The organism is Yoonia sp. SS1-5, assembly GCF_038443705.2.
Lineage (GTDB): Bacteria > Pseudomonadota > Alphaproteobacteria > Rhodobacterales > Rhodobacteraceae > Yoonia > Yoonia rhodophyticola.
The window spans coordinates 3827550-3842468 of sequence record NZ_CP151767.2 but is presented as its reverse complement, the minus strand read 5'-3'; the positions used below and the strand labels follow the sequence as shown (position 1 = coordinate 3842468).

Annotated in this window: 18 protein-coding genes; 5 read left to right on the top strand and 13 right to left on the bottom strand. The window is 58.6% G+C overall.

Going from position 1 to position 14919, the window contains the following annotated elements; translation table 11 throughout:
- Positions 1–155 precede the first annotated feature (155 nt).
- From AABB31_RS20445 to AABB31_RS20435, 3 genes are read left to right on the top strand one after another with little or no spacing between them, the layout of a single operon-like run.
- Complete coding sequence (locus AABB31_RS20445; protein WP_342076393.1) at positions 156–1322, top strand: serine hydrolase; 1167 nt, start codon at positions 156–158, stop codon at positions 1320–1322.
- Position 1323: 1 nt separating this feature from the next.
- A complete protein-coding gene (locus AABB31_RS20440; RefSeq protein ID WP_342076394.1) occupies positions 1324–1704 on the top strand; it encodes a DUF2237 domain-containing protein in 381 nt (126 codons plus the stop codon).
- Positions 1705–1708: 4 nt separating this feature from the next.
- Positions 1709–2293, top strand: a complete 585-nt coding sequence (locus AABB31_RS20435; RefSeq protein ID WP_342076395.1) for a DUF4893 domain-containing protein — start codon at positions 1709–1711, stop codon at positions 2291–2293.
- A 9-nt stretch (positions 2294–2302) separates the two neighbouring features.
- Here the strand turns inward: AABB31_RS20435 and AABB31_RS20430 are convergent, their stop codons facing one another.
- The 7 genes from AABB31_RS20430 to ihfB form a co-directional block, all read right to left on the bottom strand.
- Entirely contained in the window at positions 2303–2776 is a 474-nt protein-coding gene (locus AABB31_RS20430; RefSeq protein WP_342076396.1) for a LuxR C-terminal-related transcriptional regulator, read from the bottom strand.
- 32 nt (positions 2777–2808) lie between these two features.
- The gene (locus tag AABB31_RS20425) at positions 2809–3315 is read right to left on the bottom strand and encodes a hypothetical protein (RefSeq protein WP_342076397.1); all 507 of its coding nucleotides are present in this window, start codon (positions 3313–3315) and stop codon (positions 2809–2811) included.
- Positions 3316–3360: 45 nt separating this feature from the next.
- Complete coding sequence (locus tag AABB31_RS20420; protein WP_342076398.1) at positions 3361–3849, bottom strand: PepSY domain-containing protein; 489 nt, start codon at positions 3847–3849, stop codon at positions 3361–3363.
- A 153-nt stretch (positions 3850–4002) separates the two neighbouring features.
- Positions 4003–5235, bottom strand: coding sequence for a tryptophan synthase subunit beta (trpB, locus tag AABB31_RS20415; protein WP_373635249.1), 1233 nt, complete (start codon positions 5233–5235; stop codon positions 4003–4005).
- Between the two features lie 67 nt (positions 5236–5302).
- Positions 5303–5977, bottom strand: coding sequence for a phosphoribosylanthranilate isomerase (locus AABB31_RS20410; RefSeq protein ID WP_342076399.1), 675 nt, complete (start codon positions 5975–5977; stop codon positions 5303–5305).
- Entirely contained in the window at positions 5977–6333 is a 357-nt protein-coding gene (locus AABB31_RS20405; RefSeq protein WP_342076400.1) for a LapA family protein, read from the bottom strand. Before AABB31_RS20405 ends, AABB31_RS20410 begins: the two co-directional genes overlap by 1 nt.
- A gap of 100 nt (positions 6334–6433) precedes the next feature.
- The gene (gene ihfB / locus AABB31_RS20400) at positions 6434–6715 is read right to left on the bottom strand and encodes an integration host factor subunit beta (RefSeq protein ID WP_342076401.1); all 282 of its coding nucleotides are present in this window, start codon (positions 6713–6715) and stop codon (positions 6434–6436) included.
- Between the two features lie 335 nt (positions 6716–7050).
- Here ihfB and AABB31_RS20395 point away from each other — a divergent pair, with 335 nt between their 5' ends.
- Positions 7051–8178 (top strand): diguanylate cyclase, encoded by a 1128-nt coding sequence (locus tag AABB31_RS20395; RefSeq protein WP_342076402.1) that lies wholly within the window; start codon positions 7051–7053, stop codon positions 8176–8178.
- A gap of 86 nt (positions 8179–8264) precedes the next feature.
- Here the strand turns inward: AABB31_RS20395 and rpsA are convergent, their stop codons facing one another.
- Both rpsA and AABB31_RS20385 read right to left on the bottom strand, forming a co-directional pair.
- A complete protein-coding gene (gene rpsA, locus AABB31_RS20390) occupies positions 8265–9938 on the bottom strand; it encodes a 30S ribosomal protein S1 (RefSeq protein WP_342076403.1) in 1674 nt (557 codons plus the stop codon).
- Positions 9939–10197: 259 nt separating this feature from the next.
- Positions 10198–10830, bottom strand: coding sequence for a CatA-like O-acetyltransferase (locus AABB31_RS20385; protein WP_342076404.1), 633 nt, complete (start codon positions 10828–10830; stop codon positions 10198–10200).
- A 56-nt stretch (positions 10831–10886) separates the two neighbouring features.
- Between AABB31_RS20385 and AABB31_RS20380 the strand changes: the two genes are divergently transcribed.
- Entirely contained in the window at positions 10887–11474 is a 588-nt protein-coding gene (locus AABB31_RS20380; RefSeq protein ID WP_342076405.1) for a hypothetical protein, read from the top strand.
- 12 nt (positions 11475–11486) lie between these two features.
- Here the strand turns inward: AABB31_RS20380 and AABB31_RS20375 are convergent, their stop codons facing one another.
- The 4 genes from AABB31_RS20375 to trmB all read right to left on the bottom strand — a co-directional run bounded on the left by AABB31_RS20375 (position 11487) and on the right by trmB (position 14846).
- Positions 11487–12005, bottom strand: coding sequence for a hypothetical protein (locus AABB31_RS20375; RefSeq protein WP_342076406.1), 519 nt, complete (start codon positions 12003–12005; stop codon positions 11487–11489).
- Positions 12006–12079: 74 nt separating this feature from the next.
- Positions 12080–12697 carry a (d)CMP kinase gene (gene cmk, locus AABB31_RS20370; RefSeq protein ID WP_342076407.1) on the bottom strand — a complete coding sequence of 206 codons (618 nt, stop codon included), beginning with the start codon at positions 12695–12697 and terminating at the stop codon, positions 12080–12082.
- Positions 12697–14046, bottom strand: a complete 1350-nt coding sequence (gene aroA / locus AABB31_RS20365) for a 3-phosphoshikimate 1-carboxyvinyltransferase (RefSeq protein ID WP_342076408.1) — start codon at positions 14044–14046, stop codon at positions 12697–12699. Before aroA ends, cmk begins: the two co-directional genes overlap by 1 nt.
- An 86-nt stretch (positions 14047–14132) precedes the next feature.
- Entirely contained in the window at positions 14133–14846 is a 714-nt protein-coding gene (gene trmB / locus AABB31_RS20360) for a tRNA (guanosine(46)-N7)-methyltransferase TrmB (RefSeq protein WP_342076409.1), read from the bottom strand.
- Positions 14847–14919: the final 73 nt, after the last annotated feature.

The following is a 14919-nucleotide window of genomic DNA, read 5'->3' as shown; positions in this document are numbered from 1 at the left end:
GCAGGACTGGGGTTTGGGGCAACGCCCCAAGGCACGCGCGGCCAGAGCGCAATAAAATCAAATGCGGCGCAGCCGCCCCGGCAAAGAGAGGGCGCATTCACGTTGCAACAGTGCCGCGACGCCGCCATGATCCAACAGCCCGGAGGGACAAGATCATGAAAACCGCACTCAAATGGATTTTGCGACTGCTGCTTCTTGCAGCGCTCGGGATTGGTGGGCTGGCCCTGTGGAAGCGGGAAGAGGCCGGGCGTCTTATGGCCGTTCTGTCGCTCTTTTCAGAAAAGAACATCGTGCGAAACTTCTCCAACATGGATCAGATTTTCCTGCACACACCACTTGCCACGTCTGACGCGGCCATCAGCCCCCTGCCCTATGGGACACCCATCACCCTGCCCGCAGATGTGGCAAACTGGGCCGCGGAACGCGCGGTCACCGGCCTCGTCATTCTCAAGGACGGCGCCATCGTGTTTGAGGATTATAACGCCGACACGAACGACACCGACCTGCGCATCAACTGGTCAATCTCAAAAAGCTATCTCTCCGCGCTGTTCGGGATCCTCTTCGCTGAGGGGGTTTTCGAAAGCCTTGAGGATCCGGTTACGGCCTACGCGCCAGAACTCGCCGACACAGCCTATCGCAACGCCACGATCAAGGACGTATTGCAGATGTCATCCGGTGTCAGCTTTGACGAGGACTATCTGGATTTCTTTTCAGATATCAACAAGATGGGGCGGATATTGGCCCTTGGTGGGTCGATGGACGGGTTTGCGGGCAAGCAAAAGACAAGCTTCGCGGCACCAGGGACAGAATGGAAATATGTCTCGATTGATACGCATGTGATCGGGATGGTCATCCGGGAGGCGACGGGGCGTCCGATTGCGGAACTGCTTGCCGAAAAGATCATCGGCCCGCTGGGTCTGGAGGCAGCCCCCTACTATCTGACCGATGGGTACCGGGTTGCCTTTGTGCTGGGCGGGCTGAACACCACCACCCGGGACAATGCCCGTTTTGGGCAGATGATGGCCAATGGCGGCATGTGGAACCGGCAACAGATCGTGCCGGCAAATTGGGTCGATGCCTCAACCCAGGCCAGCGCAAAAACGGCGCCGGGCGAGATTGGCTATGGCTATCAATGGTGGGTCCCCACAGTGTCTGCCCCCGGACAATTCCTCGCACGCGGCATTTATGGACAATATATCTACATAGATCGTATCAACAACGTGGTGATCGCGGTCCACGCCGCTGATCGCCAGTTTCGTGAACCCGGAATACAGGCCCAGAATGAAGCCATGTTCCGTCAAATCGCCGAAAGCCTGAACTGACATGGAAAAAGAACCTTCTTTCAACGTATTGGGCAGCGCCTTGGCCGCCTGCTCGACCGAACCGATGACGGGCTTTTTCCGCAACGGGTCCTGCGATACCTGCGCGGCCGACACCGGCAGTCATACGGTTTGCGCGGTCATGACGGACGAGTTTCTGGCCTTTTCCAAATATGTGGGCAACGACCTCAGCACACCGCGACCCGAATTCGGATTTGCGGGGCTGAAACCGGGGGATCACTGGTGCCTTTGCGCCGCCCGCTTCCTGCAAGCCCACGAGGAAGGCTGCGCGCCCAAGGTCAATCTGCATGCCACACATGTGCGGGCGCTGGACATCGTCCCGATTGACGTCCTGCATGCCCACACACTCCCATTGAAAGACTGATCCCATGCGCCTCTTTCCCGCGACTGTCGCCTTTTGTCTGGCCGCGCTGGGTGCGCATGCTGACACCCCCGAAATTCGCGCCGCAGATCAGGGCCGGTTGGCCGATTTTGACGGGGCATTCGGGGCCGCGATGCAAGAGGCATTGGCAGGTGGAGATATCAACGACCTTGACCGGGTTCTGATCGCGATGGCGGGCATCCCGGGCGATTACGACCCGGCAGGCACATGGAAATGCCGCACCATCAAGATGGGGGGACTGACACCACTTGTGGCCTATGCGCCATTTGACTGTCGCGTCACCAAGACCGACGGCGACAGCTGGCGTATCGAGAAACTAACGGGCTCGCAGCGGCTGGTGGGACGCCTTGATCAGACCGATGCAGGGTTGATTTACACCGGGGTGGGCTTTGTCGATGGGGGGCCGGCAATGGCCTATGAACAGCTTCCGCCCGGCAACGAACCTGTTGAACCCGGCCAGACCATCCCGCAGGTCGGCTATTTCGTGCAGACGGCAGACGACAACGCCCGGCTGATGCTGCCCCGACCGATTTTTGAATCGACATTCGATATCCTGCATTTCACGCGCTGAAATCAGCGATCAATCTGCCATCAGATCTTCGATGAACAGGCTCAGCAGCTGATTGCGTCCATTGACCCCGGCCTTGCGGTAAATCGCGTTGGTCTGTGCCTTGATTGTACCTTCGCTGACGTCGCGCAACGCGGCAATTTCGACGATCGACATCCCCTTGATCGCAAACAGGGCCACGTCGCGTTCCGCGGGCGTCAGCGCCCAGGCGCCAAAGCGTTCCTCGACCACGTCCATGAAAGCCGCTGACGCCAACCGAAGCTGGCCTTCGACCACGACATTACGCGCCATCGTCCGGCGCAAGGCGATCACGCCCAGAACAATGCCCAGAACAAGTCCCAGGGCAGCGGCAAGTTCGATCATCTCGTGCACTTGCCAGCTGAACGGCGCAAAGCCCATCACCGACGCGAGTATTTGCGACACGAAAAACACGGCGCAGAGAACCTGCACCCCGACAATTGCGACGATTGACCACCGATGTCTCAAAAACCGACCCCTTTGATCATGCGACCCTGCGTCTAGTCATCGTCGTCATCATCGTCATCATCATCGTCGTCATCGTCATCATCGTCATCGTCGTCATCGTCGTCGTCGTCATCGTCGTCATCATCGTCGTCGTCATCATCATCATCGTCGTCGTCGTCGTCATTGCCGCTCGACCCCGAACCGCTGTTCCCGCTCCCGGACGCGCCGCTATTGCCTGACGCGCCGCCGCTATCCTCACCATCCCCCGAGGATCCGGGGTTCAGCAATCTGGGCGCCCGCCCGGCGTCGTCGTCATCATCACCGTCGGAACGCAAATAATCGCGCAGGATTTCACCGGTTTGCGGGTTGATCACCAATTCGCGATGCATGTCGTCACGCCGCGCGGTGAAGCGCAGGCGCCCCAGCCAGGTTTCGTTCACCGCAATATCGGAGAACCCCTGGTCCTGCAGCTGTTGGACAACCTGCTGCTGAACGGATTGGGCCGCCGCCTGAAACGGCGCCCCAATCAACGCAAGACAGAATACGAGTCGTTTGATCATCTTGTCTCCTGCGGATGGCGCGGGGTCTACGCCGGCAGCACCCGCTTAGTCGTCATCATCGTCATCATCGTCGTCGTCATCATCGTCATCATCATCGTCGTCGTCATCGTCGTCATCATCATCGTCATCGTCGTCATCGTCGTCATCATCATCATCATCATCATCATCGTCATCGTCATCGTCATCGTCATCGTCATCGTCATCGTCATCGTCATCGTCATCGTCATCGTCATCGTCAAGGAAATCGCGCCGTTCATCCTTGATCTCAATGCCGGGACGGGTGTCGTCATCGCTATCGACGGCTTCGACCTCCTGTTTCAGGATCGCGCCGGTTGCGGCATCATAAATGACCTCAAGCTTGCGGTTGCCGCGGATGCCTTCGACCTTCACCTGCGTCAGGCCGTTCTTGACCTCGATCCGCTGGTAGCCTTCGGCTTGCAGCTGGCTGATCACCTGGTCGGCCAAGGATTGTGCATATGCGGGACTGGTGGCGAGGGCCAAAATGGCAGTTGTAGAGAGCATCAGATTTTTCATCAGTTCGGTTCCTCTTTCATGTCCATGCCCGCACCATTGCGGGACAGATAGACATGAAAAACCGTGATCTTGCCGCATGATCCATTGATCATGGGTTGATATGACGGGAAGTAAACCGATGAATGACGCGTCTAAACCAAAGTTTAGGCGGGGCTATGTCGCCCCTTGCATGTCGAAACCCAGATGTTTGGCGACCGTAAAGATGTCCTTGTCGCCACGCCCGCACATGTTCATCACCAGCAGGTGATCATTCGGCAGGTTGGGTGCGATTTTCATCACATGTGCCAGGGCATGCGAGGGCTCTAGCGCCGGGATGATCCCCTCCTGCGCGCAGCACAGCTGAAACGCCTCCAGCGCTTCGGCATCGGTGATCGCGACATATTCCGCCCGCCCGATATCATGCAGCCATGCATGCTCGGGTCCGATACCGGGATAGTCGAGACCTGCAGAGATCGAAAACCCTTCCAGAATTTGGCCCACATCATCCTGCAGCAAATAGGTCCGGTTGCCATGCAGAACGCCCGGGCGACCCCCCGTCAGCGAGGCGCAATGTTCCATCTTGGCATTCACGCCCTTGCCACCGGCCTCGACGCCGATGATGTTGACGTCCTTGTCGTCTAGGAACGGGTAGAACAGGCCCATCGCATTTGACCCACCACCAATGGCCGCGATCAATGTATCCGGCAGGCGCCCTTCGGCCGCCATCATCTGTTCCTTGGTTTCCTTGCCGATGATGGCCTGAAAATCGCGGACCATCGCGGGATAAGGGTGCGGACCCGCGACCGTCCCGATGCAATAGAATGTATCGCGCACATTTGTGACCCAGTCGCGCAGCGCGTCGTTCATCGCGTCCTTCAGCGTGCCACGCCCCGAGGTGACGGGCACAACCTCTGCCCCCAGCAGACGCATCCGGAACACGTTGGGTGCCTGACGTTCGACATCATGCGCCCCCATATAGACAACGCATTGCAGCCCGAATTTCGCGCAGACCGTGGCCGTCGCAACACCGTGCTGCCCTGCGCCTGTTTCGGCAATAATCCGGGTCTTGCCCATGCGGCGGGCAAGGATGATCTGGCCCAGCACATTGTTGATCTTATGTGCACCGGTGTGGTTCAACTCGTCACGCTTAAGATAGATCTTGGCGCCGCCCAGATGGTCCGTCAGACGCTCTGCAAAATAAAGCGGGCTGGGCCGGCCGACATAGTGGGTCCACAGATCGTGCATCTCTGCCCAGAATGTCTCGTCCGTCTTGGCGTTTTCGTACTGCGCCTCAAGCTCTAGGATCAGGGGCATCAGGGTTTCGGACACGAAACGCCCGCCAAAGTCGCCGAACCGGCCCTTTTCATCGGGGCCAGTCATGAAGCTGTTGAAAAGATCATTCGCCATGTGCGCGTCCTCATCCGTCTTGTCGGACTGGTGTTATGGGTTTGGTGCCGGTTGCGCTAGCGCATTTTTAGGCGCTGGCATGTGACGAAGTGACTTTTTCGCCCTTGGCCGCCTGAATGAAACCGGGAAAGAGGGCCGGATCCTTGACCCCTGGCGACGTCTCGACCCCCGATGACAAATCAACCTGACTAGCACCCGTCAGCGCGATGGCCTCGCCCACATTGCCTGCATGCAGGCCCCCGGCCAGCATCCATGGCACGGCCCACCGCCGACCTGCAATCAGCCGCCAGTCAAAGGACAATCCATTTCCGCCGGGCAAATCCGCATTTTTGGGCGGTTTGGCATCCACAAGTATCTGATCCGCCACATGCGCATAGCGATCAATCGCAGGCAGGTCCGCGGCATCCGCGACACCCACGGCCTTCATCACCGGCAGACCATAGCGCGTCTTGACCTCGGCAACGCGTTCGGGGGGTTCCGATCCGTGCAACTGGATCATGTCCAGCGGGACCGCATCCAGGATTGTATCAAGGGCTGCATTGTCCAGATTTACAAACAGGCCAACCTTGGCAATCCCCGAAGGCACAATCCCGGCCAGTGCGGCGGCCTGATCATTGCTGACAAAACGGGGTGATTTCGGGAAAAAGACCAGCCCCACATAAGAGGCACCTGCATCAACGGCTGCCTGCATCGTGGTTGCGTCTCGCAGGCCACAAATCTTGACCCGGACATCGCCTTGCATCAGCCCGTTTTCTCGATCAGCGCCAAGACGTCATCCCCGCCATTTGCCGTGGCCGCAGAGCCGCGCAATTCGTCAACCTCGCGCTTGAGCGCCTGAACCTCACGCGCCTTCACACGCGCCTCGGCCCGAATACGGTGTTCGCGCACCCATTCCCACAAGAACCCGATCAGCAGCCCGGCACCAACGCCAAGGAAAATCACCACAAAAAGCGGCAGCGAAATATCCGGCGACAGGCCCAGCAGATTGGCCATCGGCTCTGGCATCGCGCGCACGGTGACAAGATCACGGTTGGCCAAACCGACCATGATCAGGCACAGGCCGACAATAGCCCAGAAAGCATAGCGAATGGTTTTCATGCGACCCTCTTACAGTTTTCGATACCAGCGCGCACAACATATGCCGCAGGCTGAACATAGCCAAGGGCATCCGACGCAGAATGCGCCAAAGCACCTGCGCTCAATTGCCGTTCAAACGGTCCCGTAGCAATTTGCCGGTCTTGAAAAACGGCACGTGCTTTTCTTCCACCTCAACCGATTCACCCGTACGCGGGTTCCGTCCGATACGCTGATCACGCTTTTTCACCGAAAACGCGCCAAAGCCACGCAGCTCGACCCGGTCGCCACGCGCCATCGCGCCGGTGATCTCTTCGAAAACGGTATTGACGATCTTTTCAACGTCGCGCTGGTAAAGATGCGGATTTTCATCGGCGAGTTTCTGGATCAGTTCGGAACGGATCATTGCGGCAGCCTCCCAAGCAGCATCTATGTCATAAGGCGAGTTTGTTCCCGCTTTTCAAGCGACTATAGGCTTTTTCACGCGACCGCGAAATACCGGCGTTAGGCCGATTATGCGAAAAGTAGCGGGATCACCGAACATATTGGCCCAAATGTCTGGCAATTGTTCACGGAACGCACATTACCGCCAGTTGCAGCGTGATCCCCGCGAACAACGATTCGCACCGGCTGGCCCACGCCAAACCCAATCACCTGCGGTGCGAAATTGGACGTCGCAAATCAACCAAACCTTAGTTGATTTGCGATACCGATGCGCAACCGTAATCGAAGGGCATGTGCATGATCGACTTCAACCAACTGATTTCGACCTTTGTTGATCCCATTGCGTTGATCATGGCGTTGGTGCTTGCGGCCAGTATTCTGCGGCGCAAACAGATCACGGTGTTCAAATACAACATTGCGGTGGGCGGCCTGTTTTCGGTCGCGGTGGTCTATACGATGTCCGACCCAATCCCGATCTACAGCGGCGGTATCTATGATATGCGCTTTCTGTTGGTCGGGGCGGCAACCGCGCTCATCAACCCATATGCGGGCGGCATGGCGATGATGACCAGCATCATCTATCGCATCGCGATTGGCGGCGACGGGGTGGCACCTGGGATCGGCGGCTCTGTCATCGCGTTCATGGCCGGTTGGGCGTGGCGGTACTATGTGAACGACCTGCCGCTGGCAGACTGGAAAAAGGCGTCCATTCTGGGTGGTATGCTGACCCTGCACAGCCTGTCGATATTTCTGGCACCACAAACGTATTGGGGGCAACTCTTTGCAACATTGCTGCCTTATATGGCGATGACGAATGTGGTTGGGGCCCTCCTGATCAAGCATCTGCTTTACGATCAGCTGTCGTTTTTGTCCCAGTCCGAAGGGCTGCGTAGCGAGGCAGCTTTGGACTACCTGACAGGGTTATTGAACCGGCGCAGTCTGGAACGACGCTACCGTGCGGTAGCCGCCAGGAATGAGATGCTTAAAGGGGGGCTGTCGGCGGTCTATTTTGATGTCGATAACTTCAAGGCGGTCAATGACAAACACGGGCATGCCGCAGGGGATGAGGTTTTACGAACCATCGCGCGGCGCGTCGCGGCCGTGCTGCGCGAACACGATATCTTCGCGCGGGTCAGCGGCGACGAATTCGTCATTATCCTGCCAGATATCGGTTTAACCGAGGCACAGAATATCGCCGAAAGATGCAGGCGTGTCATCGCCGATCGCTTTGTGACCACCGGATCCCTGCACATACCGGTCACAATCAGTCTGGGCGCAATCTGGGTGCAGGACAGTCCGACGATTGATGCCGTCTTGCAGCAGGCTGACAAGGCGCTGTACCGTGCCAAAGACCAGGGGCGCAATGTTGTGGTGTTCTCCAAATCTGGCAACAAGCCGCATCCGCAAGACCCTGTCGCCGCCTGATCCGGCACTTAGTCCTGATGCACAATAAAAAGCCCGCCGCAGCATGACGCTGCGACGGGCAAAACGCTTGCACGCAAAGGGCTGACTTATTCGTCGCCCTTCAGCGCGGCACCCAGGATATCGCCCAAGGACGCACCAGAGTCGCTCGAGCCATACTGCTCAACCGCTTCTTTTTCTTCGGCAATCTCGCGGGCCTTGATCGACAGACCCAGCTTGCGGGTCTTGCTGTCGATGTTGGTCACACGCACGTCGACCTTGTCGCCAACGCCGAAACGCTCGGGGCGCTGCTCGGCACGGTCACGGGACAGGTCAGAACGGCGGATGAAGGATTTTGCACCCTCGTAGTCCACCTCGATGCCGCCATCTTCGATCTTGGTCACTTCAACAGTGATGATCGAACCGCGCTTCACGCCGCCAACGGCCTCGGCAAATGGATCGCCGTCAAGGGCCTTGATCGAAAGCGAGATACGCTCCTTCTCAACATCCACTTCAGCAACCTTGGCTTTGACCACGTCACCCTTGCGGAAATCACCGATGACGTCTTCGCCACGGCCTTCCCATGTCAGGTCTGACAGGTGAACCATGCCGTCGATGTCGCCTTCAAGACCGATGAACAGACCAAATTCGGTGATGTTCTTGACCTCGCCTTCAACCTCGGTGCCTTCCGGGAACTGCTCGGCAAAGACTTCCCATGGGTTGCGCTGTGTCTGCTTGAGACCCAGGGAAACACGACGCTTGGCGCTGTCGATTTCCAGCACCATGACTTCGACTTCCTGAGAGGTCGACACGATCTTGCCTGGATGTACGTTCTTTTTGGTCCAAGACATCTCGGACACGTGAACGAGACCCTCAACACCGGCTTCCAGCTCAACAAATGCGCCGTAATCGGTGATGTTGGTGACACGACCCTGATGTACGGAGCCCAGACCAAACTTGGATTCAACAGCATTCCACGGATCGTCCTGCAGCTGCTTCATGCCAAGGCTGATACGGTGGGTTTCTTTATTGATCTTGATCACCTGGACCTTGATCGTCTCACCAATGGTAAGAATCTCGGACGGATGATTGACCCGGCGCCAAGCCATGTCAGTGACGTGCAGCAGGCCGTCAACACCGCCAAGGTCAACAAACGCACCATATTCGGTGATGTTCTTGACGACGCCATCAACTTCCTGGCCTTCGGTAAGGTTGCCGATCACTTCGGCGCGCTGTTCGGCACGGGATTCTTCAAGGATCGCACGACGGGACACAACGATGTTGCCGCGACGACGGTCCATTTTCAAAATCTGGAATGGCTGCTTGAGACCCATCAACGGGCCAGCATCGCGAACCGGACGGACATCAACCTGCGAGCCGGGAAGGAACGCAACAGCGCCGCCCAGATCAACAGTGAAACCACCCTTCACGCGACCAAAGATCGCGCCATCAACACGCTCTTCATCCGCATAGGCTTTTTCCAGACGATCCCAGGCTTCTTCACGGCGGGCCATCTCGCGGCTGATAACAGCCTCGCCACGGGCGTTCTCAACCTGACGCAGGAACACTTCTACAGTGTCACCAACAGCCAGTTCAGCCTCTTCCCCGGGATTTGCGAATTCTTTGATATCAACGCGGCCTTCCATCTTGTAGCCTACGTCGATGATGGCCTGGCCCGCTTCGATTGCGATCACCTTGCCTTTGACAACTGACCCTTCGGCGGGCGTGTCCATTTCGAAGCTTTCGTTCAAGAGTGCTTCAAACTCTTCCATTGTGTTAGCCATGTGGCGTCGTTTTCCTAACGTTTGGTTTTATACGGGCCGCGCGGTTGTCTCCGCCGGTCTTTGGATTTCGGGTTGGTCTGGCGTCTGTCACGGACATAAAACAACAGGGCCGGTTGCACACCGACCCCGCTCAAGTCTCAAGTCCGCGCCTGTCTCGACGCTTCGACAGGGCGGCGTATAGGGGGGATTCCCCTTTAATGCAAGGGCGAAGGGTTCAAAAGGCGCGCGCCGGAAATCGCCTGGGACCCCTACCTGGCCGTCAGGCGGTCAAATTGTCCAATGCCGTCTGCACGGCTGCAAAATAGGTGCCAACCTGCTGCCCATCGACCAGCGCATGATGCACCTCCAATGTCATGGCCATGTCCCACCGCCCCCCATGATCGACGAACTTCCCCCAAGAGACGCGCGGAATGCAATCATCCGGGCCCGGCAGCGCATTGTTGATTGATGTGTAATCCAGCCAGGGCATGCAGGACAGATAGGCCAGATCATCACGCTCGCCTGTATTGGGCTGCAAGGCAACGCCATTCGCGACCTGATCAATCAGGCGCTTGGCCTCTTGGTCAAATCCGCCGAAATCCGCGATATACGGCACATAGGCATAGCCAAAGCTGCCCGTCCGGGTCGGCACGGTCATCGAAAGTGTGACCATCTGGTGCTGCACAACGGCGTCCCCGCGAAAGCGCATGCAAAGCTCGGGCACTGCATGCAGCCCTGCCCCGATAGCATAAAGGCAGGTCCGGTAAGGCGGCAGGCCCGTTGCTTTGCGGGCCATGACCTGCGTGACATCAACCCGCGCCGTCACTGCATAATGCGGCTTTGCATAGGTGCGAAAAAGTCGAAATTGCGCGGCTCGGGGCCATGTTGCCAGATCAACTGCCGTGCTAACCATATCGGGCCTCGTTATTCTCTCTTGCGACAGATCTGTAGGCTACCGTCGGAAGGGAGATGTCCGCAATCGTTGTTCTTGGCATTTCTCTGTTCGTTCTGGTGGCCGTCATCTGCGCGCGCACGCGATCGCGCCCGTGGCAGATACCGCTGCTTATGATCGCCGCTTTCGGGGTTGTTGCCTTTGCGGCGGCCGGCATATGGGACGGGGTCAGTGGCGGCTACCCCGGCGACAGCTTCTGGACGTTGGACCTGACAGGGCGGATTGGTGTGTCGGCAATCAGCATCCTGGGGCTATTGATCATCTTTGCCGTTCTGGCGTGGAAGACACAGCTGATCAGACGGGTGTTGTATACGGCGCCCCGCCCGGCCCTATGGCTTGGGGATATCGTCCTATCCGTCCTGATTTTTGGGCTGATATTTTCGGCCTCACCGCAAGTGTTCTACCTATTCTACCAACAGATATTCGCCGGGCTGCCCGATCAGATCGTCCTGCGGTCCATTCTGGACGTCAACCGGATGACAGAGATCGCGCGACTTGGGGCGACCCAATCCATGGCCGACCATCTGGCTGGTATCAGTCTGTGGGCCGTGTTGCCGTTCACGACATGGCTGCATTTGCGACCCCTGCCCGGCGATCACCGCTAACGGGATCGGGTGTCAGATATCCTGGCCGCGATCCAGCAACTCTTCAATCAATGCGCGCTGAAGGTCGCCGCTATCACCAGCCCCGAATTGCGCCGCACCGCCAGTGTAGAGGGTCCCATAGGTCTTGGCGATATTCACCGTCTGCGCAAGACCCGAGATCAGCTGATCCTTTTCCAACTGTGCAAAAGGGTGAATGAAGACGCCCCATAGACGACCTTGTGCAACCGCATAGCGGGCATCGAGGGCCGTATCGAAATTGGCCTGCATCACACGCTGCATCTCATCCTCGGTCATGCCCTCGGCCGACCGGATCGGGACCATCGCGCGCATCCGGTTCGCCTGAACATCCGTGACAATCAGCACCGGGACATCATCAATGGTGAATTCAAAACCGGCACCGGCCACCTTGGCCTCGGGGTCGAGCGCAAGCACAATTTCCGCCATCCGCGGGATTGTCATATGCAGTTCAGCCTCTTGCGCCTGCAGGCTGGCAGGCAAAAGCAAAACGGTCAGGGCGAGCATGCGGATCATATGGGGTCTCCTTTTTTGAGACATCATATGACCGGAACCCCCGGAAATGCGACGCAAGCTTTGGTGATGAATTGCTACAATCCGCCCTTGCGGTGCTGGTCAATGATTTCGACGGCGCGGGCGACGGCCTGGGCGATCGTCAGATCAGACGTGTCGATTGTGACGGCATCATCGGCCGGCACCAACGGGGCAACCTCGCGATTGCGGTCGCGATCATCACGCGCTTTCACGTCATCGAGCACACCGGCGAGCGTGACGTCATGGCCTTTGCCGATCAATTCCTGAAACCGGCGTTCGGCCCGCGTTTCCGGGCTTGCCGTCACAAACAGCTTGACCGGTGCGTCGGGGCAAATCACCGTGCCAATATCGCGCCCGTCTAGAACGGCACCATCCGGGCGGGCGGCAAAACGACGCTGAAACGCAACCAGCGCGTCACGCACAGCCGCGTGCACGGCCACCTCGCTGGCTGCCCCCGCAACCGCTGGCGTTCGCAGGCTATCATCTTCAAGATCGGACGGGGCAAGCGTGCTGGCCGCGACAACGGGATCAGCGCCCGCCAACACCTTGGCGCCAACCGCGCGATACAATAGCCCGGTATCCAGATGGGCAAAGCCAAAATGCGCGGCCACAGCCTTGGAGATCGTGCCCTTGCCCGCAGCCGCCGGCCCATCAATGGCAATCGTGAAAGACATCAGTTTGACCTGACAATCTGCGCCCCAAGCTGGGCCATCAACTGCTCGAATATCGGGAAAGAGGTGGCAATGGGGCCGCCGTCATCGACGCTGACAGGTTTCTGCGTGGCCATGCCCATAACCATGAATGCCATGGCGATCCTGTGATCCAGCTGGCTGGCAACCAGCGCACCGCCCGGCACATTGCCATGGCCAAGGCCGGTGACCTGCCACCAGTCCGGCCCCTCATCAACCTGCACCCCAGCGGCGCGCAAGCCTTTTGCCATCGCGTCGATCCGGTCACTTTCCTTGACCCGCAATTCCTTGACACCCTGCATGTCGGTGACACCTTTGGCGAAGCTGGCAACGACCGACAGCACGGGATATTCGTCGATCATGCTTGCTGCCCGCGCTGGTGGAACCGCGATACCTGTCAGGTCTGGTGAAAAGCGGGCGCGCAAATCGGCGACGGGCTCGCCCCCTTCTTCGCGCTGGTTTTCATAGGTCAGGTCTGCACCCATCTCTTGCAGCGTCGTGAACAATCCGGCGCGCGTCGGGTTCAATCCGATATTGGGCACCAGCACGTCCGATCCGGGTACGATGATCGCCGCACAGACAGGAAAGGCCGCCGATGACGGATCACGCGGCACCGTGATATTCTGCGCCTGCAGCTCTGGCTGGCCGTCCAGCGTGATGACCCGGCCCTCGTCAGTTTCCGCGACATGGAGGGATGCGCCAAAGCCTTGCAGCATCCGCTCGGTATGGTCGCGGGTGGTTTCCTGTTCGATCACAACGGTTTGCCCAGGCGCATTCAAACCCGCCAAAAGCACCGCTGATTTCACCTGTGCCGACGGAACCGGCACCGCATAGCGAACAGGGATCGGGTCAGCCGCACCGACAAGGGTCATTGGCAAGCGCCCCCCTGCACGGCCGACGGCTTGGGTGCCAAACAGGGCCAACGGGTCTGTGACGCGACCCATTGGGCGTCCGTTCAGCGACGCATCACCGGTAAAGGTGGCCGTGATCGGCGAGGTTGCCATTGCCCCCATGATCAGGCGAACCCCTGTCCCGGAATTGCCGCAATCAATCACCTGATCAGGCTCTGCAAAACCGCCGACACCAACGCCCTGAACGCTCCACTCGCCGTTGCCATGATCGGTGACCGTGGCCCCGAAAGCACGCATCGCCTTGGCAGTGTCGAGAACATCCTCCCCCTCCAGCAGGCCGGTGATGTTTGTCTCACCCACGCACAAGGCGCCCAGGATCAGCGAACGGTGAGAAATGGATTTATCGCCGGGGACATCAGCAATCCCTTTCAGCGGGCCGCTGGGGCGAGAGGTCATGGGGATGGGTGCGCCGTGGCCGGACATAGATGCTTCCTTCAGATTTCGACGCGGTCATAGCGCAGGGTCATGCCGGGGTCCATGATAGTGCGAGGGACAATGCGCGATCGGGGTCAGTCGCGTGTGAATGTCAGGTAATGAGGGGTGCGGCCTTCGCGCAGGGCCTTTTGTTCATATCGGGTTGATTGCCAGTCGGGCCATGGCGCACGCCAGTCGGCAGGATGGGCCGCCTGCCAGGTGAACCCATGCGGTGGCACCTGCTGGAGCGTCTGTCGCACATAATCCTCAATATCCGTTGCGACCCGAAGCTCGGCACCCGTTTTCATGACCCGGTGCAATGGGGCCAGATGCTCGGGCGTGACAAAGCGGCGGCGATGATGGCGGGTCTTTGGCCAGGGGTCGGGGTAGTTGAGAAACACCTTGGACAGGCTCTCATCAGGGAGCACATCAAAGAGATCGCGCACATCGCCGGGATGAACGGCCAGATTGCTGACGCGGGCCTTGCGGATCTTGCCCAACAGCATTGCGACGCCGTTGACAAAGGGCTCGCAACCGATCAGTCCGATATCGGGATATGTCTGCGCCATATGGACAAGATGTTCACCCCCGCCAAACCCGATCTCCAGCCAGATTTCCCTGTCGGGGAACAAGGCGTTGAGGTCCAGGGGCACCCGATCAGGGTTTTCTTCCCAGCTGACGGGGCCTGGCGATAGCCGCCCGAGATCGTTTTCAAGATACTCATGCTGTGCCGCACGGATGGTTTTGCCGCGAAAACGGCCGTAAAAATTGCGCCAGGGTGCGCCCGAGGGATGCTTGGATTTACTCATAGGGCGGCGTTTAGCAAGGCGGGTCAGCCATCGCAATCCATCAGGTCAGATGGATCAAGATCCATCCTACGAC

Bases quoted from the DNA above. Each gene is read 5' to 3' on its own strand.
- AABB31_RS20445 (WP_342076393.1), top strand. From the start codon at position 156: ATGAAAACCGCACTCAAATGGATTTTGCGACTGCTGCTTCTTGCAGCG.
- AABB31_RS20440 (WP_342076394.1), top strand. From the start codon at position 1,324: ATGGAAAAAGAACCTTCTTTCAACGTATTGGGCAGCGCCTTGGCCGCC.
- AABB31_RS20435 (WP_342076395.1), top strand. From the start codon at position 1,709: ATGCGCCTCTTTCCCGCGACTGTCGCCTTTTGTCTGGCCGCGCTGGGT.
- AABB31_RS20425 (WP_342076397.1), bottom strand. From the start codon at position 3,315: ATGATCAAACGACTCGTATTCTGTCTTGCGTTGATTGGGGCGCCGTTT.
- AABB31_RS20420 (WP_342076398.1), bottom strand. From the start codon at position 3,849: ATGAAAAATCTGATGCTCTCTACAACTGCCATTTTGGCCCTCGCCACC.
- trpB (WP_373635249.1), bottom strand. From the start codon at position 5,235: ATGGCGAATGATCTTTTCAACAGCTTCATGACTGGCCCCGATGAAAAG.
- AABB31_RS20410 (WP_342076399.1), bottom strand. From the start codon at position 5,977: ATGCAAGGCGATGTCCGGGTCAAGATTTGTGGCCTGCGAGACGCAACC.
- AABB31_RS20405 (WP_342076400.1), bottom strand. From the start codon at position 6,333: ATGAAAACCATTCGCTATGCTTTCTGGGCTATTGTCGGCCTGTGCCTG.
- ihfB (WP_342076401.1), bottom strand. From the start codon at position 6,715: ATGATCCGTTCCGAACTGATCCAGAAACTCGCCGATGAAAATCCGCAT.
- AABB31_RS20395 (WP_342076402.1), top strand. From the start codon at position 7,051: ATGATCGACTTCAACCAACTGATTTCGACCTTTGTTGATCCCATTGCG.
- rpsA (WP_342076403.1), bottom strand. From the start codon at position 9,938: ATGGCTAACACAATGGAAGAGTTTGAAGCACTCTTGAACGAAAGCTTC.
- AABB31_RS20385 (WP_342076404.1), bottom strand. From the start codon at position 10,830: ATGGTTAGCACGGCAGTTGATCTGGCAACATGGCCCCGAGCCGCGCAA.
- AABB31_RS20380 (WP_342076405.1), top strand. From the start codon at position 10,887: ATGTCCGCAATCGTTGTTCTTGGCATTTCTCTGTTCGTTCTGGTGGCC.
- AABB31_RS20375 (WP_342076406.1), bottom strand. From the start codon at position 12,005: ATGATCCGCATGCTCGCCCTGACCGTTTTGCTTTTGCCTGCCAGCCTG.
- cmk (WP_342076407.1), bottom strand. From the start codon at position 12,697: ATGTCTTTCACGATTGCCATTGATGGGCCGGCGGCTGCGGGCAAGGGC.
- aroA (WP_342076408.1), bottom strand. From the start codon at position 14,046: ATGTCCGGCCACGGCGCACCCATCCCCATGACCTCTCGCCCCAGCGGC.
- trmB (WP_342076409.1), bottom strand. From the start codon at position 14,846: ATGAGTAAATCCAAGCATCCCTCGGGCGCACCCTGGCGCAATTTTTAC.